General features: G+C 59.8%; 22 protein-coding genes and 1 pseudogene. 15 read left to right on the forward strand and 8 right to left on the reverse strand.

The annotated features are described in order from the left end of the window. The first annotated feature begins 111 nt into the window (after positions 1-111). Entirely contained in the window at positions 112-744 is a 633-nt protein-coding gene (emhR, locus tag AO353_RS17305; protein ID WP_054596052.1) for an efflux system transcriptional repressor EmhR, read from the forward strand. A gap of 190 nt (positions 745-934) precedes the next feature. Here emhR and AO353_RS17310 read toward each other — a convergent pair whose 3' ends face one another. The 4 genes from AO353_RS17310 to AO353_RS17330 all read right to left on the reverse strand — a co-directional run bounded on the left by AO353_RS17310 (position 935) and on the right by AO353_RS17330 (position 4,510). Further along, entirely contained in the window at positions 935-1,582 is a 648-nt protein-coding gene (locus AO353_RS17310) for a hypothetical protein (protein ID WP_054596053.1), read from the reverse strand. A gap of 358 nt (positions 1,583-1,940) precedes the next feature. Further along, complete coding sequence (locus AO353_RS17320) at positions 1,941-2,990, reverse strand: alkene reductase (protein ID WP_054596055.1); 1,050 nt, start codon at positions 2,988-2,990, stop codon at positions 1,941-1,943. 22 nt (positions 2,991-3,012) lie between these two features. Then, the gene (locus AO353_RS17325) at positions 3,013-4,179 is read right to left on the reverse strand and encodes an MFS transporter (RefSeq protein WP_054596056.1); all 1,167 of its coding nucleotides are present in this window, start codon (positions 4,177-4,179) and stop codon (positions 3,013-3,015) included. 25 nt (positions 4,180-4,204) lie between these two features. Next, positions 4,205-4,510, reverse strand: coding sequence for an ArsR/SmtB family transcription factor (locus AO353_RS17330; protein ID WP_054596057.1), 306 nt, complete (start codon positions 4,508-4,510; stop codon positions 4,205-4,207). Positions 4,511-4,664: 154 nt separating this feature from the next. Here AO353_RS17330 and AO353_RS17335 point away from each other — a divergent pair, with 154 nt between their 5' ends. Further along, positions 4,665-5,258: an ACP phosphodiesterase gene (locus AO353_RS17335; protein ID WP_054596058.1), complete on the forward strand. Its 594-nt coding sequence runs from the start codon at positions 4,665-4,667 to the stop codon at positions 5,256-5,258. Between the two features lie 105 nt (positions 5,259-5,363). Here AO353_RS17335 and AO353_RS17340 read toward each other — a convergent pair whose 3' ends face one another. Both AO353_RS17340 and olsB read right to left on the reverse strand, forming a co-directional pair. Next, a complete protein-coding gene (locus tag AO353_RS17340; protein ID WP_054596059.1) occupies positions 5,364-6,158 on the reverse strand; it encodes a lysophospholipid acyltransferase family protein in 795 nt (264 codons plus the stop codon). Further along, positions 6,158-6,913, reverse strand: coding sequence for an L-ornithine N(alpha)-acyltransferase (gene olsB / locus AO353_RS17345; RefSeq protein WP_054596060.1), 756 nt, complete (start codon positions 6,911-6,913; stop codon positions 6,158-6,160). The genes AO353_RS17340 and olsB overlap by 1 nt, the downstream gene beginning before the upstream one ends. Before the next feature lie 141 nt (positions 6,914-7,054). On the opposite strand from olsB, the gene AO353_RS17350 reads away from it, so the two are divergent. From AO353_RS17350 to AO353_RS17370, 5 genes are all read left to right on the forward strand, one after another. Then, complete coding sequence (locus AO353_RS17350; RefSeq protein WP_054596061.1) at positions 7,055-7,936, forward strand: acyl-CoA dehydrogenase family protein; 882 nt, start codon at positions 7,055-7,057, stop codon at positions 7,934-7,936. A 107-nt stretch (positions 7,937-8,043) separates the two neighbouring features. Next, positions 8,044-9,138, forward strand: coding sequence for a serine hydrolase domain-containing protein (locus AO353_RS17355; RefSeq protein WP_054596062.1), 1,095 nt, complete (start codon positions 8,044-8,046; stop codon positions 9,136-9,138). Next, positions 9,135-9,461, forward strand: a complete 327-nt coding sequence (locus tag AO353_RS17360; RefSeq protein ID WP_054596063.1) for a hypothetical protein — start codon at positions 9,135-9,137, stop codon at positions 9,459-9,461. Before AO353_RS17355 ends, AO353_RS17360 begins: the two co-directional genes overlap by 4 nt. A gap of 83 nt (positions 9,462-9,544) precedes the next feature. Next, positions 9,545-10,135 carry a YceI family protein gene (locus AO353_RS17365; RefSeq protein WP_054596064.1) on the forward strand — a complete coding sequence of 197 codons (591 nt, stop codon included), beginning with the start codon at positions 9,545-9,547 and terminating at the stop codon, positions 10,133-10,135. 1 nt (position 10,136) lies between these two features. Then, positions 10,137-11,294 carry a phospholipase D-like domain-containing protein gene (locus AO353_RS17370; protein ID WP_054596065.1) on the forward strand — a complete coding sequence of 386 codons (1,158 nt, stop codon included), beginning with the start codon at positions 10,137-10,139 and terminating at the stop codon, positions 11,292-11,294. A 171-nt stretch (positions 11,295-11,465) separates the two neighbouring features. Here AO353_RS17370 and bglX read toward each other — a convergent pair whose 3' ends face one another. Continuing rightward, positions 11,466-13,757, reverse strand: a complete 2,292-nt coding sequence (gene bglX, locus AO353_RS17375; RefSeq protein WP_054596066.1) for a beta-glucosidase BglX — start codon at positions 13,755-13,757, stop codon at positions 11,466-11,468. Between the two features lie 240 nt (positions 13,758-13,997). On the opposite strand from bglX, the gene AO353_RS17380 reads away from it, so the two are divergent. The 4 genes from AO353_RS17380 (at position 13,998) to AO353_RS17395 (ending at position 17,585) form a co-directional block, all read left to right on the forward strand. Then, positions 13,998-14,606, forward strand: a complete 609-nt coding sequence (locus tag AO353_RS17380; RefSeq protein WP_054596067.1) for a LemA family protein — start codon at positions 13,998-14,000, stop codon at positions 14,604-14,606. A 101-nt stretch (positions 14,607-14,707) separates the two neighbouring features. Beyond that, positions 14,708-15,460: a TPM domain-containing protein gene (locus AO353_RS31910; protein WP_054596068.1), complete on the forward strand. Its 753-nt coding sequence runs from the start codon at positions 14,708-14,710 to the stop codon at positions 15,458-15,460. Between the two features lie 28 nt (positions 15,461-15,488). Then, on the forward strand, positions 15,489-16,106 hold the full coding sequence (locus AO353_RS17390; protein WP_054596069.1) for a TPM domain-containing protein: 618 nt from the start codon (positions 15,489-15,491) through the stop codon (positions 16,104-16,106). Positions 16,107-16,367: 261 nt separating this feature from the next. After that, the gene (locus AO353_RS17395; RefSeq protein ID WP_054596070.1) at positions 16,368-17,585 is read left to right on the forward strand and encodes a class I SAM-dependent methyltransferase; all 1,218 of its coding nucleotides are present in this window, start codon (positions 16,368-16,370) and stop codon (positions 17,583-17,585) included. On the opposite strand, the gene AO353_RS17400 is transcribed toward AO353_RS17395, so the two are convergent. Continuing rightward, positions 17,578-18,498 carry a DMT family transporter gene (locus tag AO353_RS17400; RefSeq protein WP_054596071.1) on the reverse strand — a complete coding sequence of 307 codons (921 nt, stop codon included), beginning with the start codon at positions 18,496-18,498 and terminating at the stop codon, positions 17,578-17,580. The two genes, AO353_RS17395 and AO353_RS17400, sit on opposite strands and share 8 nt — an antisense overlap. 387 nt (positions 18,499-18,885) lie before the next feature. Between AO353_RS17400 and AO353_RS17405 the strand changes: the two genes are divergently transcribed. The 4 genes and pseudogenes from AO353_RS17405 to AO353_RS29845 form a co-directional block, all read left to right on the forward strand. After that, the gene (locus AO353_RS17405; RefSeq protein ID WP_054596072.1) at positions 18,886-19,467 is read left to right on the forward strand and encodes a DJ-1/PfpI family protein; all 582 of its coding nucleotides are present in this window, start codon (positions 18,886-18,888) and stop codon (positions 19,465-19,467) included. Positions 19,468-19,481: 14 nt separating this feature from the next. After that, positions 19,482-19,787 carry a ribbon-helix-helix domain-containing protein gene (locus AO353_RS17410; protein ID WP_054596073.1) on the forward strand — a complete coding sequence of 102 codons (306 nt, stop codon included), beginning with the start codon at positions 19,482-19,484 and terminating at the stop codon, positions 19,785-19,787. A gap of 182 nt (positions 19,788-19,969) precedes the next feature. Continuing rightward, entirely contained in the window at positions 19,970-20,314 is a 345-nt protein-coding gene (locus tag AO353_RS17415; protein WP_054596074.1) for a YegP family protein, read from the forward strand. A 55-nt stretch (positions 20,315-20,369) separates the two neighbouring features. Further along, a pseudogene (locus AO353_RS29845) lies at positions 20,370-20,534 on the forward strand (cupin domain-containing protein); the annotation flags it as partial. Positions 20,535-20,594 lie beyond the last annotated feature (60 nt).

A 20,594-nucleotide genomic window follows, 5' to 3' on the forward strand; every position in this document is an offset into this window, starting at 1 on the left:
TGCAAGGTGAAAATTGTAGGCTGGGGATGAGATCTCAAAGAGCTCGCACCCACATTTATTCAGACGGTGTACAGACATCGCTGAAGCATTCCTGATTGAGGTTTTACTGCCATGGTCCGTCGCACCAAAGAGGAAGCTCAAGAAACTCGCAGCCAGATACTCGAAGCGGCAGAAAAAGCCTTTTACGAAAGGGGCGTGGCGCGCACGACACTGGCGGACATCGCGACCCTGGCCGGTGTTACGCGTGGGGCCATCTACTGGCATTTCAGCAACAAGGCTGATCTGGTTCAGGCGATGCTCGACAGCTTGCATGAACCGCTGGATGAAATGGCCAGGGCGAGCGAAAGCGCAGAGGAAGAGGATCCGCTGGGATGCATGCGCAAACTGCTGATTCATTTGTTTCATCAAGTTGCCCTGGACCCGAAGACCCGACGCATCAATGAGATTCTGTTCCACAAGTGCGAATTCACTGATGAAATGTGTGATCTGCGCCAGCAGCGTCGCACCGTCAGTCTGGAGTGCAATGTGCGTATCGAACTGGCATTGCGTAATGCGGTGAAACGAGGCCAGTTGCCGGAGAATCTCGACACGGCCCGCGCAGCAATCAGCATTCATGCCTATGTTGACGGCATCCTGTATGGGTGGCTGCTCGCTCCCGACAGCTTTCAGCTGCACGCTGAAGCCGCGCGCTGGGTCGACGCGGGTCTGGACATGCTGCGCTTGAGCCCCAGCCTGCGCAAATGAAACAAGATGCGTAATTGGATCCGATTCTGTCAATAGACGCGGGCGAAGACCAACTCTTCGCCCGCGTTGTCGTAATGGGTGCTTTTATATACGGACGCGCTTCGGGATGACAGGTAGCAAGCTACGTATTTTGTAGGAGTTTTGTGTCGTAGATGTGAAAAGGTGAGAACAATCCGGAAGGGGCGTTGCTTCAGCCCAGCCTGATTTCCACCTCGAAATTGAAAGGCTCACTCTCTCCCATGCTCGTGATTTGGGTTGAGCAATTGATTTTGGATGAGCCAATGGAGGTGACGGTGTTTTTTACCCTTGCCCTGTGTGTGGGCGACAGAACGCCGAAGGACGTATTCATTATCATGCCGAGATCAAAACGAACCCCGACGTTCTGATCGATAAAATCCACGAACTGATTGAACATGATTTTGTTTTTTTGCCAAGGATAGGCGTAGGTATAGGCGAAATCGGATTTGAATGCTGTATTGCCGTACGCGGGGAGCAGGAATGACTCACGCTCTGATGTGTGCAGTGGCAAGCTGGTCTGTGCAATTTTAAACGTGTGAGGGGAGTTATTGATGAGTTTGACTATCACGCGAGTGATGTTCGAGCGCTTGTTTTGATTTCGCCACTGTTCGATTTGTTTGTTCTGGGCGTGCTCCGAATTAATTTGATCTAACAGGCTGATCAATTCAACCTTGGCGACCCCAATCAACTCATCCAGTGCTTGCTGGTTTTCCTCGCTGAATAGAAGCGGCGTCAGGTTGTAAAGCATTCCAATGGAGGTGTAGTTGAAAAACGAGAGCAGCTCTTCGTAGTTGTTGCTGGTGTCTTTGATGTCGTTCATGTCGATTCCTTTCGATTAAGTAAGTGGTTTCAGGGGCTTTGCGGGCCACGGCTCAGCCCTCCAGGACGATCAGCTGTGTGCTAAGTGGCATGACGTTGGAAGGGAAGGCTGACGGGGTGTCATCCAGCATGACGTCGTTGCGTCAGACTATCGAGTCAGTGAGGTTGCTGAGTGTCAGTGTGATAATAAGTTTGTGTGCGGGGGCGTCCATGTTAGATAACGTGTTAGTCGTGTTGGTGGTTGAAGTTAGCCCCGCTGTCAGTGTCGGTGCAATGTTGATGTTGTTTCATTAGTTGAGCGTTTTCCAATAAAGAAGCCCCGGGTATTTCTACCCGGGGCTTCTTTATTTAAACGGAGTTTACAGCGTCGGATAGTCGATGTAGCCGACCGGACCCTTGCCGTAGAACAGTTCTGGACGCGGTTCGTTCAATGGTGCATCGGCTTTCAGGCGTGCCGGCAGGTCCGGGTTAGCGATGAACGGTACGCCGAAGGCGACCGCATCGGCCTTGCCGCTGGAGAGCCAGGCGTTGGCGCTGTCCTTGGTGAAACGTTCGTTGACAATGTATGCGCCGCCGAAGGCTTCTTTCAGTTGTGGGCCGAGGCTGTCGCCAGCTTCTTTCTCGCGGGAGCAAATGAACGCGATGCCGCGTTTACCCAGTTCGCGAGCGACGTAGGTGAAGGTTTCGGACAGGTTGTCGTCGCCCATGTCGTGGGAGTCGGCGCGGGGTGCCAGGTGCACACCGACGCGACCTGCGCCCCAGACCTCGATGGCAGCGTCGGTCACTTCCAGCAACAGGCGAGCACGGTTTTCCAGGGAGCCACCGTAATTGTCGGTGCGCTGGTTGGTGCTGCTTTGCAGGAATTGGTCGAGCAGGTAACCGTTGGCGCCGTGGATTTCCACGCCGTCAAAACCGGCAGCCTTGGCGTTTTCCGCACCGACGCGGTAAGCGTCGACGATGTCGGCGATTTCAGCGGTTTCCAGTGCGCGTGGCGTTGGGTAGTCGGCCAGTGGGCGAACCAGGCTAACATGACCTTTTGGCTGGATGGCGCTCGGTGCAACCGGAGCTTCGCCGTTCAGGTAGGACGGGTGGGAAACCCGGCCCACATGCCACAGTTGCAGGAAGATCTTGCCGCCGGCGCCGTGGACCGCTTTGGTCACGTTGCTCCAGCCGCGCACCTGGTCGTTGGACCAGATGCCCGGGGTGTCCGGGTAGCCGACGCCCATCGGCGTGACCGAGGTGGCCTCGCTGAGGATCAGGCCGGCGGATGCGCGCTGCACATAGTATTCAGCCATCAGTGCGTTCGGTACACGGCCTTCGTCGGCGCGGCAGCGAGTCAGTGGCGCCATGATGATGCGGTTTGCCAGTTGCAGGTCGCCAAGCTTGATCGGATCGAAAATAGTCGTCATTTAATACAACCCTCGTGAGGTATCAGTTGGTAGCAGGAGCCAGTTCGGGATTACCGCTCTGACGGAAAGTAATCAGGGTCACCAGCAGCGCCAGGATCGCCAGCGCAGCGGCCGCGAGGGGCACGCTGGTCAGGCCGAAACCATGGGCGATGACGCTGCCGCCAACCCAGGCTCCGAGTGCGTTGCCGACATTGAAAGCGCCGATGTTCAGGGTCGACACCAGGTTCGGTGCCGCCTTGCCAAAGGTCACTACGTTCACTTGCAGGGCGGGGACGGCGGCGAAGCACGCGGTAGCCCAGAGGAACAGGGTGATTTCGGTCGGGATCACTGCGACGCTGGTCCAGGTCAGCACGGTGGAGACCACCGCCATGCTGATGAACACGCCAATCAGTGTCGCCGCCATGCCTTTGTCAGCCAGCTTGCCGCCGATGATGTTGCCGACTGTCAGGCCCAGGCCGATGAGCATCAGGGTCCAGGTCACGCCGCGTGGCGAGACACCGGTAACTTCGCCCAACAGCGGTGCGACATAGGTAAACAAGGTGAAGACCGATGCGGCGAACAGTGCGGTCATGCTCAACGACAGCCAGATACCGGCCCCTTTGAGGGCGCTCAGTTCGGCGCGCATGTCGAGTTTTTCTTCGTCACGTTTGGCCGGCAGGAAACGGATCAGGCCGATCAGCGCAATCACGCCGATCACGGTCACTGCCCAGAAGGTCGAGCGCCAGCCAGCTTCCTGACCCAGCGCAGTGCCCAGCGGTACGCCCAACACGTTGGCCAGGGTCAGGCCGGTGAACATCAATGCAACGGCCGACGCCCGTTTGTTGGCAGGCACCAGACCTGCCGCCACCACCGAGCCGATACCGAAGAACGCGCCATGGCACAGGGCGGTGACGACACGGGCGAACATCAGCACCTGATAATCACTGGCGAGGGCGCAGAGCAGGTTGCCGACAATGAAAATGCCCATCAACGCGACCAGCGCAGCCTTGCGTGGCAGTCTGGCGGTGGCCAGTGCCATGAACGGCGCACCGATGGCCACGCCCAGGGCGTAGCCGGTCACCAGCCACCCGGCGCCAGGGATCGACACACCAAGGTCGGCCGCCACATCGGGCAGCAAGCCCATGATGACGAACTCGGTGGTGCCGATGGCAAAGGCGCTGAGGGCCAGAATGAGAAGCGAGAGGGGCATTGTTGATTCCTTATCGGCGAAAGGGTCAGAGCTCTTTGCTGAAGGTGCGGAGGAATTCCTGAATGGTTTCCTCGTTGCGTTTGAAAAAATGCCACTGGCCAACTTTACGGCTGCTGATCAGGCCGGCGCGTTGCAGGGTCGCCAGATGGGCGGAAACGGTGGACTGCGATAAACCGCAACGTTGATCGATCTGCCCAGCGCAGACGCCGTGCTCGTTGCTGTGGGATTGGTCGGGGAATTCGACGGTCGGGTCTTTGAGCCAGTGCAGGATTTCTCGCCGTACCGGGTGCGCCAGGGCTTTTATTATTTCGTCGAGGTCAATGGTGGACATGGCAGTGCTCGGGTTGGGTAAAACGTTATATCGCGATGAGGCGAACTTTAAATCGGTATTTCGCGATATACCAATATGATTTTGATCTGATGACAGCCTAAATCGGTATATCGGGTTATAACGATATTGAGGGCGCAGTGCTAAGCTACGCGGCATGAACTATCTCGCACATCTTCATCTCGGTGGCCAGCGCCCCGGTCAAATGCTCGGCAGTTTGTATGGCGATTTCGTCAAGGGGCGGCTGCAAGGGCAGTTCAATCCGGAGATCGAAGCGGCCATTCAGCTGCATCGCAGCATCGACGTGTTTACCGACCGCCATCCGTTGGTCGACCTGGCGTTGTCGCGCTTTACGCTGACGCGACGGCGTTATGCCGGGATCGTGCTCGATGTGTTTTTCGACCATTGCCTGGCGCGGGACTGGAGGCTTTACGCGGACCAGCCGCTGGAGCAGTTCACTTCGGATGTGTACCGGGTGCTGGCTGCCGAACCGCAGCTGCCAGGGCGACTCGCGCAGATTGCCCCGCACATGGAGGCGAATGACTGGCTTGGTTCTTATCGGGAGTTTGCGGTGCTGGACCAGGTGCTGCGGGGGATTTCACGGCGCCTGTCACGGCCTGAAGAACTGGCTGCAGCGATGGAGGAATTGCAGCGGCTGTATGAGCCGTTGAGCGAGGACTTTCGGTTGTTCTATCCGCAGCTTCAGTTTTTTGCACAAGACCATCTGGAGCGCCTGAATCCGTATCCGTAGGAGCAAAGCTTGCTCGCGATCGATGCACCGCGGTTTTTCTGAACCACCGCGTCATCGTTCATCGCGAGCAAGCTTTGCTCCTACGGGATTGGGTCGGGATCGGGATCATGCGGCAATCAGTTCGCCAGCGCGTCGTGGTTCCGCAGGTTTTGCCACGTCGCCAAACAACGCCTTCTGCACCGCTTGTTGCGCCGCAAACGCCAGCGCCGCGCGTTCCTGACCGTGGCAGGCAATCGGTTTGAGCAGATGGATCTCGACGTCGCCCTGATCGTTGGCGAACAAGCGCATCAAGTGCGAGAGCAAGTCGTCATCACCAATGAACGGGGCGAGCGGGTCGATCTGGCCGTCGCGCAGATAACGAACGGCCACCGGTTGCAGCGCCACGTCCGCGTCGATGGCTGCCGACAGCAAGCGACCATGAAAGGTGCGCAACGAACGGCCATCGGTGGTGGTGCCTTCCGGGAACATCAGCAACGGATGGGCTTGCTCCAGGTGGCGGCTCATCTGCTTGCGGATCAGTTGGCTGTCACCCGAACCTCGACGAATGAATAGGCTGCCAGCCTTGGCCGCGAGCCAGCCGGCGACCGGCCAGGTACGCACTTCGGCCTTGGACAGGAAGGACAAGGGCGTGAGCATGCCCAGTAGCGGAATGTCGGTCCAGGACACATGGTTACTGACCCAGAGCATCGGCTTTTGCGGCAGTTCACCGTGAACCGTCACGCGAAAGGGCAGGGCGTTACTCAGACGGGTCATGAAAAAACGCGACCAGCGTTGGCGCCGCACCATCGAGTTGGCCACCCCCATGCGTTCGAACAGCCCGAACACGCTGGCCATGCTCAAGCCCAGCGCGACCACCAGCAGCACTCGCGCGATCCGCGCGTACACCCGCAGCCGGCTCATCAGACTGCCGCCTTGAAGTGTTTGGCGTAACGCGGGCACAGTTCGTCACGCTTGAGCAGGATGAACACGTCGGCGACCTGGAAGTCTTCGTCCCAGCACGGCTCACCGCAGATCTTCGCGCCCAGGCGCATGTAGGCCTTGAGCAGTGGCGGCATTTCGGCGATCACGTTGGACGGAATGTCGAGGGCCGGCAGCGGTTTCTTCGGTTCGGCGCGCAGGTGTTCGGTGCACAGATAGCGTTCACGCAAGCGCTGCATGATCGCCTGGGCCTGAATACCGCCGTCCTGCATCGGGATGCTCGCGCAGCCCATCAGGTAGCTGTAGCCGCCCTGATTCAGCACTTCGGCCAACTCGCCCCAGAGCACGGCGATGGTGCCGCCGTTGCGGTAGGCCGGGTCGACGCAGGTGCGACCGATCTCCAGGATCGGCCCTTGCAGATGGACCAGGCCGTGCAGGCTGAATTCTTCTTCGCTGTAAAAACGCCCCAGGCTGCTGGCGGCCTGATGGTCGAGCAAACGCGTGGTTGCTACCAGGCGTCCGCTATTCAAATCACGCACGCCAATGTGGGCGCAGTGAACATCATAGTCATCCATGTCCAGACCCAACTCTGCGCCTTTGAGCTTGGCGTTGAACTCGCCACTGAAAACGTTGAAGCGCAGGGCCTGGGCTTCCTGCAACGCCTCGGCGCCGATCAGGCGTTCGGCTTGCAGGCGGCGTTCATTGCCGGTGTCGCTGATGCGGGCGATCTGAGTCATTGCGAATCTCCGTACGGGCTGCTCACCCGTCTTGGGTTGCAGTCGATCGACTTTGTTGTGCAAAGTCAGGCTATGTAGCCCCGGTGTCATCGCCATGAAGCTTTGGTGATGCTTGTGTGACAGCCCCCAGAGGACCCGTTTATGCCTTGGCAAGTCTTGTTGAACTGTAACCAGCGCCAGCCCGAAAACCCCGACCTGGCAGAGGGGTATGCGACGTTGCTGCAGGTATTGGGTGCGGTGACGCCGTTCGAATTGGCGGTGCGTGGCGGGCGGATGATGGCAACACCGGGATTGGCCTTTCTGGTGGGATACCAGGCGGCGTTGCGTATGTTGTGGCCCAGCGCACCGCCGAGCCTGGGGGCATTGTGTGCGACTGAGCAGCGCAGCCTGCGCCCGGCAGACCTGCAAACCCGGCTCAAGGATTTGCGTTTGAGCGGGCGCAAGGATTTCGTGACTGCGGGTGATGCGGCAGACTGGCTGTTGATCGCCGCACGCAGCGAAGAGCAGGGCGAGTCAGCGCGTTTGAGTCTGGCGGTGGTGTATCCCGGCGAACCCGGCGTACGGGTTGAAAAGCTGCCGGCCATTGCCTTGATGCCGGACATCAGCCATGGCCGGCTGTTTCTCGACAACGCGCTGTGTGAACTGCTCGCTGGAGATGGCTGGGACGCGTACGTCAAACCGTTCCGCACCCTGGAAGACATCTATGTACTCAGCGCAATGAGTGCCTGGCTGTACGGTGTGGGTCAGGACAGCGCCTGGCCGCAAGACCTTCAACTGAAGCTGCTGGCACTGTTGGCCGGGTGTGCGGAAGTCAGCCGCCAACCACCGAACAGTAGCGCCGGGCATGTGTTGCTGGGCGGGTTGTTTGCGCAGTTCGATGGGCTCAAGTCTGCACTCAATGAAGCCTTTGCCGCCGGACCGCCACAATGGGCGGCGTTGTGGACGCGCGATCAGGCGGTGCTCGATCTGGCGGCGGGAGCCCGGGCCAAGCGGTTGGCCAAGGCGTTGGCGGGATCTGACTAGCGCCCCAGCTGCTACGGAAGCTGAGTAGTTGCTGGTTGGGTACTTACATTCGAAACCGTCATCTGCCTCGACTACGCTCAGAGGGTTAATCCCTCTGAGTGCCTACCGTGTTCAAACGCCTGACTCTGCTGTTCCTGTTGCTGGCCAGCCTTCCGGTTCTGGCGGAAAACTGGCCTGCCGAGCAATGGTCACCCGGCCCGAAAATCAGTGGTCCGGCGCTTCAGGCCCTGGAAGATTACGCCTTTGCACCGCGCGACGACGGCAGCCGCACAGGCGTTCGCACCGATGCCTTGCTGGTGATTCGTGACGGGCAATTGATCTACGAACGCTACGCCGGCCCAACCACAGCCGAGACACCGCACCTGACCTGGTCCGTCAGTAAAAGCCTGATGGCCACGGTGCTGGGCGTGGCCTATGGCGAAGGCTTGTTCAAATTGCAGGACCCGGCCGTGAAGTTTTATCCACCCTTGCAGGGCCATCCGAATGTATCCATCGCGGATCTGCTGCATTGGGCCTCGGGGCTGGACTGGCAGGAAACCTATGAATATGCACCGCTGAATTCTTCGATAGTGGCGATGCTCTACACCCATGGACGCCAGGACATCGCCGCGTTTGCTGCCGGCCATGACGAGTTCAGCCCGCCGGGTCAGGCGTTTCGTTATTCCAGCGGTGACAGCAATCTATTGTCCGCAACGCTGAAGACCATGGTCGGTGCGCAGCGCTATGCCGACTATCCATGGACCGCGTTGTTCGGCCCCTTGGGGATACGCAGTGCTGTTTGGGAGACCGATGCCACGGGGACGTTTGTTGCCTCGTCCTATGCCTATATGACGGCGCGCGATCTGGCGCGGATCGGCCTGTTGATGCAGCGCGACGGTCGCTGGGGTAACCGGCAGTTGCTGCCAAAGGACTGGGTCGAGTTCAACCGCCAACCGTTCATGCGCTTCAAGGCCAATCAGGATGAAGCCGTTCCCGGCGGGCATTGGTGGCTCAATCGGGCGGTCGGCGGCGCCGAAAGACCCTGGGAAGACGCACCCGATGACACCTTTGCCGCACTCGGCCATTGGGGGCAGGCGCTGTACGTGGTGCCCAGCGAGAACCTGGTGATCGTGCGCTATGGCGATGATCGCGACGGCAGTTACCGGCACAACGAATTGCTCAGGCTGGCACTGGCGGCATTTGCGCAGAAGGTGCAGCCATGAATCCTGGAATTATTCTTCGTCGACCACGGCTCAGCATGCTGCTGTTGTTGAGTGTCGTGCTGCTCGGCTGGATCTGGCAGGAACGGGTCGCTTTGTGGGCATTTCCCGACATCATCAGCGCCTACACCGCCAAGGAATATTGCTCGTGCCGGTATGTCGAGAACAACCCGGCGGATTATTGCCAGGGCTATGTGACGCAGTACGTGCCCGTCAGCAGTTTTCTCGATGACGCTCCCAACAAACGCGTGACGGTCAGCGGCATGGGGCGCAGTCATATCGCCGCGTGGCTGGGGATTCGTCAGGGGTGTCGGTTGAACCCATAGAGGCGGTCTTTTGCCTTGCGCGGTTTGCAAGCGCGTTCACTCAGGCTAAGGTTCGGCTCAGGTTTACTTGCCCATGAGTGTTTATGTTCAAGCGGTTTTGCTGCACAGCCCTGGCCTTGCTGCCGTTGGCTTTCGTTACCTCGCCAGCCCACGCCGACTGGTATCTGGACGGTGAGTCTTCACGTCTGTCGTTTATCTCCACCAAGAACGCCAACCTCTCCGAAGTTCAGCGCTTTCTGGTGCTGCATGGCAAGGTCGATGCCAACGGCCAGGCGCAAGTGCAGGTCGAACTGGAGTCGATCAACAGCGGCATTCCGCTGCGCGATGAGCGCATGCGCAAAGAGCTGTTCGAGATCAAGACGTTCCCTGAAGCGCTGATCAGCACGCAGATCGATCTGCGGCCGATCAAGGATCTGGCCCCCGGTGCGCAACTCGAATTGCGTTTGCCACTGACGGTCAGCCTTCACGGCAAAGAGCACGCGTACAGCGCCGAGTTGCTGGCGACACGCCTCGATGATCGGCGCTTTCAAGTGGTGACCCTGGAACCGCTGGTCATTAAAGCGGAGGATTTCGATTTGCTGCCAGGGCTGGAAACCCTGCGCACAGTCGCCGGCCTGTCGGCCATTAGTTCGTCGGTACCGGTGGGTGCGGTGCTGATTTTCACGGCGCGCTGACATGAGCGGTGCAGTGTTTCCCTGGCGCGACGGCAATCGCTATGAGCTGTTGATCGACGGGCCGCAGTTTTTTCCACGGATGCTGGCGGCGATTGCCGCTGCGCGGGAACAGGTCGAACTGGAACTGTACCTGGTGGAAGCGGGCGCCTGTGCCGAGGCGATGGTGCAGGCGCTGGTGCAAGCTGCCGAGCGCGGCGTGCGCGTGCGTTGCCTGTTTGATGACTATGGCAGCCTGGCATTCACCCTGAGTCTGCGGCGACGCCTGATCGAGGCCGGCGTGGAGCTGCGTTTCTACAATCGCCTGAGCTGGCGGCGCTGGGTGCGCAACCTTTACCGTGACCACCGCAAGTTGCTGTTGGTCGATCAGTCGCTGGCGGTGGTCGGCGGCACGGGCGTCACCGACGAGTTCTGGACCCCAGGTTGCGAAACCAGCGAGTGGCATGAAGTGATGGTGGAAATCGGCGGCCCGCTGGTGCTCGACTGGCAGTTGCTGTTCGACCGCCAATGGATCGCCAACCGCCACCGCCGCGCCTGGAAACCTGCCTCCCATTTCGGTTTGCCGCGTCTGCCACGGGTGCCGCCGATGGGTGAAGGCATGGGGCGGGTAGCGTATGCCGACGCCCGGCAACATCGGGACATCCTGCAATCGCTGTTTCGTGCACTGAACAGCGGTCAGCAGCGAATCTGGCTGGCCACGCCTTACTTCCTGCCGACCTGGAAAGTCCGCCGCTCGCTGCGCAAGGCTGCTGCACGGGGCATCGATGTGCGCCTGCTGCTGACCGGGCCGCGCACCGATCATCCGTCGGTGCGCTACGCCGGGCATCGTTATTACCCGCGCTTGCTCAAGTCCGGGGTGAAGATCTTCGAGTACCAGCCGTGTTTCCTGCACCTGAAAATGGTCCTGATCGATGACTGGGTGAGCATTGGCTCATGCAATTTCGATCACTGGAATCTGCGCTTCAACCTGGAGGCCAACCTCGAAGCCCTCGATCCGACGTTGAGCCTGGCAGTGGCGGCGAGTTTCGAGAGGGACTTTGCCCTGAGTCATAGGGTCAGTCTTGAGGAATGGCAACGCCGACCGTTGTGGCGACGGATCAAGCAGCGGGTGTGGGGATGGGTGGATCGGATGGTGGTGAATCTGCTGGATCGGCGGGGATAGCCGGTTACGTGGAACTGTGGCGAGGGGGCTTGCCCCCGTTTGGCTGCGTAGCAGCCATAAAACCTGCAAACTCATTCTCAGGACAGAACGAGTTTGCCGGTCTTAGGACCGCTTCGCGGTCCAACGGGGGCAAGCCCCCTCGCCACAAGAGCCCGCCAGATTTCAGGGGGGTTAAAGCAACTCAAAGCTCTGCTGCGTCACGTCCTCGGAATCGAGGCCGATCTGCACGTTGAACTTGCCAGGTTCTGCTGCATATTTGAGCTGGGCGTTGTAGAACTTCAGGTCGTCCTCGTCGATGGTGAAGTGGATGACTTTCTGTTCGCCGGCCTTGAGCATCACTTTCTGGAAGTTTTTCAGTTCCTTGAGCGGGCGAATCATCGAACCGACCACGTCCTGAATGTACAGCTGCACCACGGTTTCGCCGTCGCGCTTGCCGGTGTTTTTAACGGTCACGCTGGCGTCGATCTTGCCGGACTTGTTCAGCGTGGTCGACGACAGGGCCATGTCCGACAGGCTGAAGCTGGTGTAGCTCAGACCGTAGCCGAATGGAAACAGAGGACCGGTGGTGTCATCGAAATACTGCGAGGTGTAGTTGCCCGGTTTGCCAGGGGTGAATGGGCGACCGATGCTCAGGTGGTTGTAGTAGGTCGGAATCTGCCCCACCGAACGCGGGATGCTGATCGGCAGCTTGCCGGACGGGTTGTAGTCGCCGAACAGCACGTCAGCAATGGCGTTGCCGCCTTCGGTACCGGTAAACCAGGTTTCGAGAATCGCGTCAGCCTGGTCCTTCTCGTCGAGAATGGTCAGCGGACGGCCGTTCATCAGCACCAGCACCAACGGTTTGCCGGTGGCTTTCAGGGCCTTGATCAGGTCGCGCTGGTTGGCCGGGATGTTCAGATCGGTACGGCTCGACGATTCGTGGGACATGCCACGGGATTCCCCGACTGCCGCCACCACCACATCAGCCTGCTGCGCGGCTTTCACCGCTTCGTCGATCATGACCTGCGCCGAACGCGGGTCATTCACCACTTCCGGGGCATCGAAGTTGAGGAAGTTCAGGTAATCGAGGACTTTCTTGTCCTCAGTGATGTTGGCGCCACGGACGTAGGTCAGCTTGGTCTGATCACCCAGGGCACGGGTCATGCCGTCGAGCAACGTGACCGACTGTTCCGGTTTACCGGCGGCAGCCCAGCTGCCCATCATGTCGATCGGTGCCTTGGCCAGCGGGCCGACCAGAACGATTTTCGCAGTCTTCTTCAGCGGCAGGGTTTCGTTCTGGTTCTTCAGCAACACCATGCTGCGACGTGCAACGTCACGGGCCTCGGCGCGGTGCAGACGGTTTTCGGCGTAAGTGTCGGCCGGATCATCCTCGGCCTTGCCGATACGCAGGTAAGGGTCCTTGAACAGGCCCATGTCGTACTTGGCACCCAGCACTTCACGCACGGCGTTGTCGATGTCGCTTTGCTGGATCTCGCCGGACTTCAGCAGCCCTGGCAGTTCCTTGCCGTACAGGGTGTCGTTCATGCTCATGTCGATGCCGGCCTTGATCGCCAGCTTCGCCGCTTCACGCCCGTCGCGGGCCACGCCGTGCTTGATCAGCTCGAAGATCGCCCCGTGGTCGCTGACCGCCAGGCCCTTGAAGCCCCACTCCTTGCGCAGCAGGTCCTGCATCAGCCACATGTTCGCGGTGGCCGGAATGCCGTTGATCGAGTTCAGCGCAACCATCACCCCACCGGCGCCGGCATCAATCGCGGCGCGGTACGGTGGCAGGTAGTCCTGGTACATCTTCACCGGGCTCATGTCGACGGTGTTGTAGTCGCGACCGCCTTCGACCGCACCGTACAGGGCGAAGTGTTTGACGCTGGCCATGATGCTGTCGGCCGCGCTCGGGGTCTCGCCCTGATAGGCCTTGACCATCACTTTGGCGATGCGCGAGACCAGATAAGTGTCTTCGCCGAAACCTTCGGAGGTGCGGCCCCAACGCGGGTCGCGGGAGATGTCGACCATCGGCGCGAAGGTGATGTCGAGGCTGTCGGCCGCGGCTTCCTTGGCGGCAATGCGCCCGCTACGGCCAATTGCGTCCATGTCCCAGCTCGAGGCCAGGGCCAGGGGGATAGGGAAAATGGTCCGGTGGCCGTGGATCACGTCATAGGCGAAGAACATCGGGATCTTCAACCGGCTGTGCATGGCCGCGTCCTGCATCGGACGGTTTTCCGGGCGCGTGATCGAGTTGAAGGTGCCGCCGATGTTGCCGGCGGCGATTTCCTTGCGGATCAGCTCGCGGGGCATTTCCGGGCCGATGCTGATCAGGCGCAATTGGCCGATCTTTTCTTCCAGGGTCATCTGCTTCATCAGGTTGCTGATGAAAGCGTCCTTGTTTTCAATCGGTGCAGGCGTTGTGTCGGCCCATACCGAGTGACTGGCCAGGCCGATGGCAAGGCCCAGCAAACACAGCTTCTTCATGAATAGTGATCTCAAAAGCCTAAACGGACGCAGTGGTTACGCGCCGGTCAGCCAAAAATTAGGGGGCGTCTGTTGTTGTTCGACTAAATGCCGCAAACTTCTAAACTCTTTCAGCGCTGGGCATCTTTTAGCCGATTGGCCCGATGCAATCCAGTGGCGGCGGCAGATTATGCCCCAAGAGTTCGAGTTGAAGGCGCGCAGGAATATTTCCAGGGTAATGGGCAAGGGAGCATCACTCGCATGAATGTACAACAGCGCTATCGTTCGGGCTGGCAAATAGCAGTATTGATGGTGCTCAGCACGGTTCTGGCCGGCTGTGGCATCAACACCATACCGACCCTCGACGAGCAGGCCAAGGCGGCCTGGTCGCAAGTGCAGAACCAGTACCAGCGTCGCGCCGACCTGATCCCCAATCTGGTGGAAACGGTCAGGGGTTACGCCAAACATGAAGAGGAGACCCTGACGGCGGTGGTCGAAGCGCGGGCCAAGGCGACCTCGATTCAGGTCGATGCCAGCACCCTCGACAACCCGGAAAAACTCAAACAGTTCCAGCAGGCCCAGGATCAGCTCAGTGGCGCCCTCAGCCGTTTGATGGTGGTGTCCGAGCGTTATCCGGACCTGAAGGCCAACCAGAACTTCCTGGCGCTGCAATCGCAACTTGAAGGCACCGAAAACCGCATCGCCGTGGCGCGCCGGGATTTCATCCTGGCGGTGCAGAACTACAACACTGAACTGCGGACGTTCCCAGGCCGTTTGTGGCACAGCGTGCTGTACAGCGACCTGCCGTTGCGCGACACCTTCGAGGCCACCAGCCCGGGTGCCGACAAGGCGCCGCAAGTGAAGTTCTGATCAGCGCAGGTTCCCGGCGGGTTTTCAGTGCTGTCGGGATACCACCCCATGAATCATGAGGAAAGAGCCATGAGGCATGAGCCATTAGGGATGAGGTGCCAATGCGCGTTTTGAAAATCAGCCTGGTGGTGATGCTTTGGATCTTTGCCATCACCACTCAGGCCGAGCTGAAGTTTCCGGCGCTGACCGGTCGGGTGGTGGATAACGCCCAGATGATCGAGCCTGCGGTGCGCGCGCAACTGACTCAGCAACTCCAGGCCCACGAACAGGCCACCGGCGAGCAGTTGGTGGTGGTGACGCTGCCGGACCTGCAAGGCACCAGCATCGATGATTATGGTTATCAGCTGGGGCGCTACTGGGGCATCGGTCAGAAGGGCAAGAACAACGGCGCCTTGTTGATCGTCGCTCGCGCCGAGCGCAAGCTGCGGATCGAAGTCGGGTATGGCCTGGAGGATCGGCTGACCGATGCGCAAAGTTCGGTGATCATCAATCAGGTGATCACTCCGGCGTTCAAGTCCGGCAATTTCAGCAAAGGCATCAGTGACGGCGTTGCCGCGATGCTGGTGGTACTGGGCGGCAGCCCACTGGATGAACCGTCGACGATATATGATTCGGGCGGAGATCAGGGCAGCGACTTTATCGGGCGTCATCCGACAGTATTCGTGTTATTGGCGGTGCTGTTTATCCTGACGATTTCTATCATGCAGATGCTCGGTATCCTGCCCCGTGGCGGCGGTCGCGGAGGTTCCGGCGGGTTTGGCGGCGGAGGCTTTGGCGGCGGTTTGGGAGGGGGCGGCGGCTTCAGCGGCGGCGGGGGCAGTTTCGGGGGCGGCGGTTCGTCGGGCGGCTGGTGATAACAATAATGAGCGAGCATTCAAAACCATGGCATTACTGACGGAACACGAACAGCGCAAAGTCGCCGAGGCCATCGCGCGTGTCGAGCGCGACACCGACGCTGAACTGGTCACCGTGCTCGCGGCCCGGGCCGACGACTACGCGTACATCCCGCTGCTCTGGGCCAGCCTGCTGGCGTTGATCGTGCCGGGCATCGTGCACTACGTTACCGGCTGGCTGAACATGCACAGCTTGCTGCTGGTGCAGTGGGTGAGTTTTATCGTGCTGTGCCTGGTGTTTCGGATTCCGTCGATCACCACCCACCTGATCCCCCGGTCGGTGCGCCATTGGCGCGCCTCGAACCTGGCGCGTCGGCAGTTTCTGGAGCAGAACCTGCACCACACCGTCGGCGGCACCGGCGTGCTGATTTTCGTCTGTGAAGCCGAGCGCTATGTGGAGATTCTGGTGGACGAAGGGATTTCCAGGCGGCTGCCTGCCAAAAGCTGGGATCCGATCGTCGCAGCCTTCACCCGGCAGGTAAAACAGGGCCAGACGTTGCAGGGCTTTGTCACCTGCATCGAGGCCTGTGGCGAGTTGCTCAAGGTGCATGTGCCGGTGACGCAGGCGCGCAATGAGTTACCGAACCGGTTGGTGGTGTTGGGCTGAAGCTGGTTCTGGGATTTAGAACCGGGAACTTTGTGGCGAGGGAGCTTGCTCCCGCTGGGGCGCGAAGCGGCCCTAAAACCAGTAAACATAGGCCATCAGGTAATCGCGGTTGCCTGTCTTGCGGCTGCTTCGCAACCGAGCGGGAGCGAGCTCCCTCGCCACAGGATGTGCACCGTTCGTAAATAACTGCGTGTCCCGACGCGCCATCCCCCCTAAAATACCGGTCATTCCCCGATCCGCACCGCCCGAGGCGCTTTCTACATGTCTGTTACCGCAACTCCCGCCAGCCTCACGCCGGATCATCACGCGCAATTTATCGACCTGCTGAGCACCAGCCTGGCGCAGAACGCCTTCATCAAACTGGTGCTGGCCAAGTACGTCGGCGCTGAAGTCGACTTGCAGCGAATCATCATCAAGCAGCTGACGGTCAAGGATCAGCCGTGCCTGTCCTTCGTCTATCGCTACAAGACGCGTGACATCACCAAGAATTTTCCGGTCGAAGAGGGCATCGCGACGATTGCTGCGCTGTTGCCGCAGGACTTCAAGAACGCTCACCTGCTGGCGCTGACCGATGAAGCCCAGCTCGAATACAGCAAGAAGGGCAAGAGCTCGCTGTTCAAGAGCAAGCCCCAGCAACTGCGCGAAGTGCCGTCCGCCGAGCACAACCGCGAGAAGAACCGCTTCCTCGACCTGACCCGACCGTTCCTCGCGGATCTCGGTGTAACCAACAGCAAGCACGAGCTGATTCCGGCGATGTCGCGCAAGTGGAAGCAGATCAACAAGTTCATCGAAGTCTTCAGCCATGCGCTGACATCTTCACCGCTGGCGCTGGATAAACCGGTACGGGTGGCGGACTTCGGTTCAGGCAAGGGCTACCTGACCTTCGCCATTCACGATTACCTGCGCAACACCTTGCACGCCGAAGGCGTGGTCACCGGTGTCGAGTTGCGCGAAGACATGGTCACTCTGTGTAACACCGCTGCCGCGCGCCTGGAGCATCCGGGGCTGGTGTTCAAATGTGGTGATGTGCGTAGCGTGGCACCGAGCGAGCTGGACGTGATGATCGCCCTGCATGCCTGTGACATTGCCACCGACTACGCGATCCACACCGGCATCCGCTCCGGTGCGGCAATCATCATGTGCTCGCCGTGCTGCCATAAGCAGATTCGCCTGCAAATCCAGAGCCCGGCGCTGCTCAAGCCGATGCTGCAATACGGTTTGCACCTCGGTCAGCAGGCGGAAATGGTCACCGACAGCCTGCGGGCGTTGTTCCTCGAGGCCTGCGGGTATGAAACCAAGGTCTTCGAGTTCATCTCCCTGGACCACACCAACAAGAACAAGATGATCCTGGCAGTCAAACGTGCGGAGCCGGTGGACCCGGCCCAGCTGTTGGTGAAAATCCAGGAGCTCAAGGCGTTCTACCACATCAGCGAGCATTGTCTGGAAACGCTGCTGCGAGCCGATGGGCTGCTTATTTGAACGGCTTGATCTGAATACCCGCCGGTAACGTACCCGGTTGCGCCGGGCGCACTGCCGTCTTGCGCCCGAGCATCACGGTGACAATCACCCCGACCGCAAACAGCCAGGTAATCGGTTCGATGTGTTCGCCAAAGAACAGCGCCGAGAAGGCGATGGTGAAGAAGATCTGCAGCAACTGGATCTGACTGACCCGGGCGATGCCACCCATCGCCAGCCCGGCGTACCAGGCGAAGAAGCCGATGAACTGCGAGAACAGCGACACGTAACCGAAGGCCCACCAGGTTTTCGCCGAAATCTCGCCTTGGTGCTGCAGCGCCAGATACGTCACCGGGCCGATCAACAGCGGTGTCGACAGCACCAGCGCCCAGCAGATCACTTGCCAGCCGCCCATCTCCTTGGCCAACCGGCCACCTTCGGCGTAACCCAGACCACCGATGGCAATCGCCCCGAGCATCAACAGATCACCGGCCTGGATGCTGCCGGCACCGCTGATCAAGGCGTAACCCAGGACCAACGCGCTGCCCAATGCGGCACAGGCCCAGAAGGCTTTCGACGGTCGCTCATGGGACAACCACGCTGCATACAGCGCTACGCACAAGGGCTGCAAACCGTTGACCAGTGCGCCATGAGACGCCGGCAGTGTTTGCATCGCCCAGGCCGAGAGTACCGGGAAACCTAGAATTACTCCGGCAATCACCAGCGTCAGGCCTTTGATCTGTTTCCAGGTCGGCCATTTCTCCCGACGCCAGAGCAACAACATCGCCGCCGGAATCGCCGCGAACAACGCTCGGCCCAGGCCATTGAGCAGCGGATGGACTTCTTGCACCACGATCCGGGTGAAGGGCAGGGTCAGGCTGAAGATGACGACGCCGAGCAGGCCCAGCGCCATGCCGGTGTTTTCGCGGGAGGACATAACGGTAACCAGAATTCTGAAGTGGCGGGAGAGTGTTCATCTAGCCATAAACCTTGAGCGCAGCGCTGCTACAGCTAGGCACAGAGTGACACGTACAGTTTTGAAGCAACCGCAAATCCTGTGGCGAGGGGGCTTGCCCCCGTCGGCCGGTCCGCGTTCGGGTGAAGCAGTCGTAAACAGATTGACGCGGTTTGTCTGAAAGAAAACGGTGTAGGGGTTGAGGGCCGCTGCGCGCCCCAACGGGGACAAGCCCCCTCGCCACAAAGGCATCTGCGTGCTACAGGGAGTGCGCTGCTTTACGTAGTAGCTGGTTATTACCCGCCTCGCTGGATTCGGACTACCTTGAATACTCCTTCCTGCCCAATTTTTACCAGAGGAGTCATCCCCATGGCCGCGAAAAAAATTCTGATGCTGGTCGGCGATTATGTCGAAGACTACGAAGTGATGGTGCCGTTTCAGGCACTGCTGATGGTCGGTCACACAGTGCACGCGGTCTGCCCGGACAAAACCGCCGGGCAGACCGTGCGCACCGCGATCCATGACTTCGAAGGCGACCAGACCTACAGCGAGAAACCCGGTCACCTGTTCGCACTGAACTTCGACTTCGCCAAGGTCGATGCGGCGGACTACGACGCGTTGCTGGTGCCGGGTGGGCGGGCGCCGGAATACCTGCGCCTGAACGAAAAAGTCCTACAACTGGTGCAAGCTTTCGACAAGGCCGGCAAACCGATTGCGGCGGTCTGCCATGGTGCGCAATTGTTGGCGGCGGCGGGGATTCTTGAAGGTCGCGAATGCAGCGCTTATCCGGCCTGTGCGCCAGAAGTGCGTTTGGCCGGTGGCACGTTCATCGATATCCCGGTGACGCAAGGCCACGTTCAGGGCAATCTGGCGACGGCTCCAGCCTGGCCGGCACACCCGAGCTGGCTGGCCGGTTTCCTTGGTCTGCTGGGCACCAAAATCACTTTGTAAGCGGAGGCCTGCGCATGTGCGAGCTGTACGTCAAAGCCGACCCGATCCTCTACGAGTCACGCTCGCGCTCGCTGCGCATCTGCGGGGTGGTGACCACGCTGCGGCTGGAGAACCAGTTCTGGGACATCCTCAGCGAGATCGCCGAAGTCGATGGCATGACCACCAACCAGTTGATCGCCAAGCTCTACGAAGAGGTGATGGACTACCGGGGCGAAGTGGTGAACTTCGCCTCGTTCCTGCGGGTCAGCTGCACGCGTTACCTGAGCCAGCGCCGGGTGACGACGCCGGAGTTATCGGTGGTGCGCGCGGTGGTGAAGTAAGTGGGTTTGTATTGATCTTGAGGGCCCCATCGCGGGCAAGCCTTGCTCCTGCGCGGTGCGCACAAACGCTATTGAACCGTAGGAGCAAGGCTTGCCCGCGATGAGGCCGGTACAGGCGACAGAAACCCCGACCTGGTCTTTACTCTGAAGCGCGAACCTCTCAATCTCCAAGGAGAACGAGCATGTCCGGATGGTACGAGTTGAGCAAAAGCATCACTGGCCAGTTCCGCTTTGTGCTGAAGGCGGCCAACGCCGAGACCATTCTTACCAGCGAGCTGTACACCACGCGCAGCGCTGCTGATGACGGCATCGCCTCGGTTCAGGCCAATAGCCCACTGGATGAACGCTACGAGAAAAAAACCACCAAGGATGGCCATCCTTACTTCAATCTCACGGCTGCCAATCATCAGATCATCGGCAGCAGTGAAGCCTATTCTTCAGACACCGCACTGGAAAAAGGCATCGCCAGCGTCAAGGCCAACGGGCCGACCAAGGTGATCAAGGACAAGACGTTGCCGGTGTTTTAAAGGCTGCTGATGATCGTTCCCATGCTCTGCGTGGGAATGCAGCCCGTGACGCTCGTTTCTGTTTGTCCATGAAAGCCAGGTCGAAGTCGACTTCATGAGCGAACGGGTGATTTTGAACCGTGGCGATGCGCTGCACTTCAACGCGCAAGAACCGCATCGCCTGCGCTCGGTGGGCGAGGTGCAGGCGCAGTTGCTGGTGCTGCATCGCGGCGAGGAGTGAGCTGGAGCTGCAGGTTCTGACTTGAGAGCACAGCTTTTGTGGCGAGGGAGCTTGCTCCCG

The sequence above is a fragment of the Pseudomonas fluorescens genome (genome assembly GCF_001307155.1).
GTDB lineage: Bacteria > Pseudomonadota > Gammaproteobacteria > Pseudomonadales > Pseudomonadaceae > Aquipseudomonas > Aquipseudomonas helvetica.

Coding starts and splice junctions, on each gene's coding strand:
- emhR (WP_054596052.1), top strand. CDS start 112: ATGGTCCGTCGCACCAAAGAGGAAGCTCAAGAAACTCGCAGCCAGATA.
- AO353_RS17310 (WP_054596053.1), bottom strand. CDS start 1,582: ATGAACGACATCAAAGACACCAGCAACAACTACGAAGAGCTGCTCTCG.
- AO353_RS17320 (WP_054596055.1), bottom strand. CDS start 2,990: ATGACGACTATTTTCGATCCGATCAAGCTTGGCGACCTGCAACTGGCA.
- AO353_RS17325 (WP_054596056.1), bottom strand. CDS start 4,179: ATGCCCCTCTCGCTTCTCATTCTGGCCCTCAGCGCCTTTGCCATCGGC.
- AO353_RS17330 (WP_054596057.1), bottom strand. CDS start 4,510: ATGTCCACCATTGACCTCGACGAAATAATAAAAGCCCTGGCGCACCCG.
- AO353_RS17335 (WP_054596058.1), top strand. CDS start 4,665: ATGAACTATCTCGCACATCTTCATCTCGGTGGCCAGCGCCCCGGTCAA.
- AO353_RS17340 (WP_054596059.1), bottom strand. CDS start 6,158: ATGAGCCGGCTGCGGGTGTACGCGCGGATCGCGCGAGTGCTGCTGGTG.
- olsB (WP_054596060.1), bottom strand. CDS start 6,913: ATGACTCAGATCGCCCGCATCAGCGACACCGGCAATGAACGCCGCCTG.
- AO353_RS17350 (WP_054596061.1), top strand. CDS start 7,055: ATGCCTTGGCAAGTCTTGTTGAACTGTAACCAGCGCCAGCCCGAAAAC.
- AO353_RS17360 (WP_054596063.1), top strand. CDS start 9,135: ATGAATCCTGGAATTATTCTTCGTCGACCACGGCTCAGCATGCTGCTG.
- AO353_RS17365 (WP_054596064.1), top strand. CDS start 9,545: ATGTTCAAGCGGTTTTGCTGCACAGCCCTGGCCTTGCTGCCGTTGGCT.
- AO353_RS17370 (WP_054596065.1), top strand. CDS start 10,137: ATGAGCGGTGCAGTGTTTCCCTGGCGCGACGGCAATCGCTATGAGCTG.
- bglX (WP_054596066.1), bottom strand. CDS start 13,757: ATGAAGAAGCTGTGTTTGCTGGGCCTTGCCATCGGCCTGGCCAGTCAC.
- AO353_RS17380 (WP_054596067.1), top strand. CDS start 13,998: ATGAATGTACAACAGCGCTATCGTTCGGGCTGGCAAATAGCAGTATTG.
- AO353_RS31910 (WP_054596068.1), top strand. CDS start 14,708: ATGCGCGTTTTGAAAATCAGCCTGGTGGTGATGCTTTGGATCTTTGCC.
- AO353_RS17390 (WP_054596069.1), top strand. CDS start 15,489: ATGGCATTACTGACGGAACACGAACAGCGCAAAGTCGCCGAGGCCATC.
- AO353_RS17395 (WP_054596070.1), top strand. CDS start 16,368: ATGTCTGTTACCGCAACTCCCGCCAGCCTCACGCCGGATCATCACGCG.
- AO353_RS17400 (WP_054596071.1), bottom strand. CDS start 18,498: ATGTCCTCCCGCGAAAACACCGGCATGGCGCTGGGCCTGCTCGGCGTC.
- AO353_RS17405 (WP_054596072.1), top strand. CDS start 18,886: ATGGCCGCGAAAAAAATTCTGATGCTGGTCGGCGATTATGTCGAAGAC.
- AO353_RS17410 (WP_054596073.1), top strand. CDS start 19,482: ATGTGCGAGCTGTACGTCAAAGCCGACCCGATCCTCTACGAGTCACGC.
- AO353_RS17415 (WP_054596074.1), top strand. CDS start 19,970: ATGTCCGGATGGTACGAGTTGAGCAAAAGCATCACTGGCCAGTTCCGC.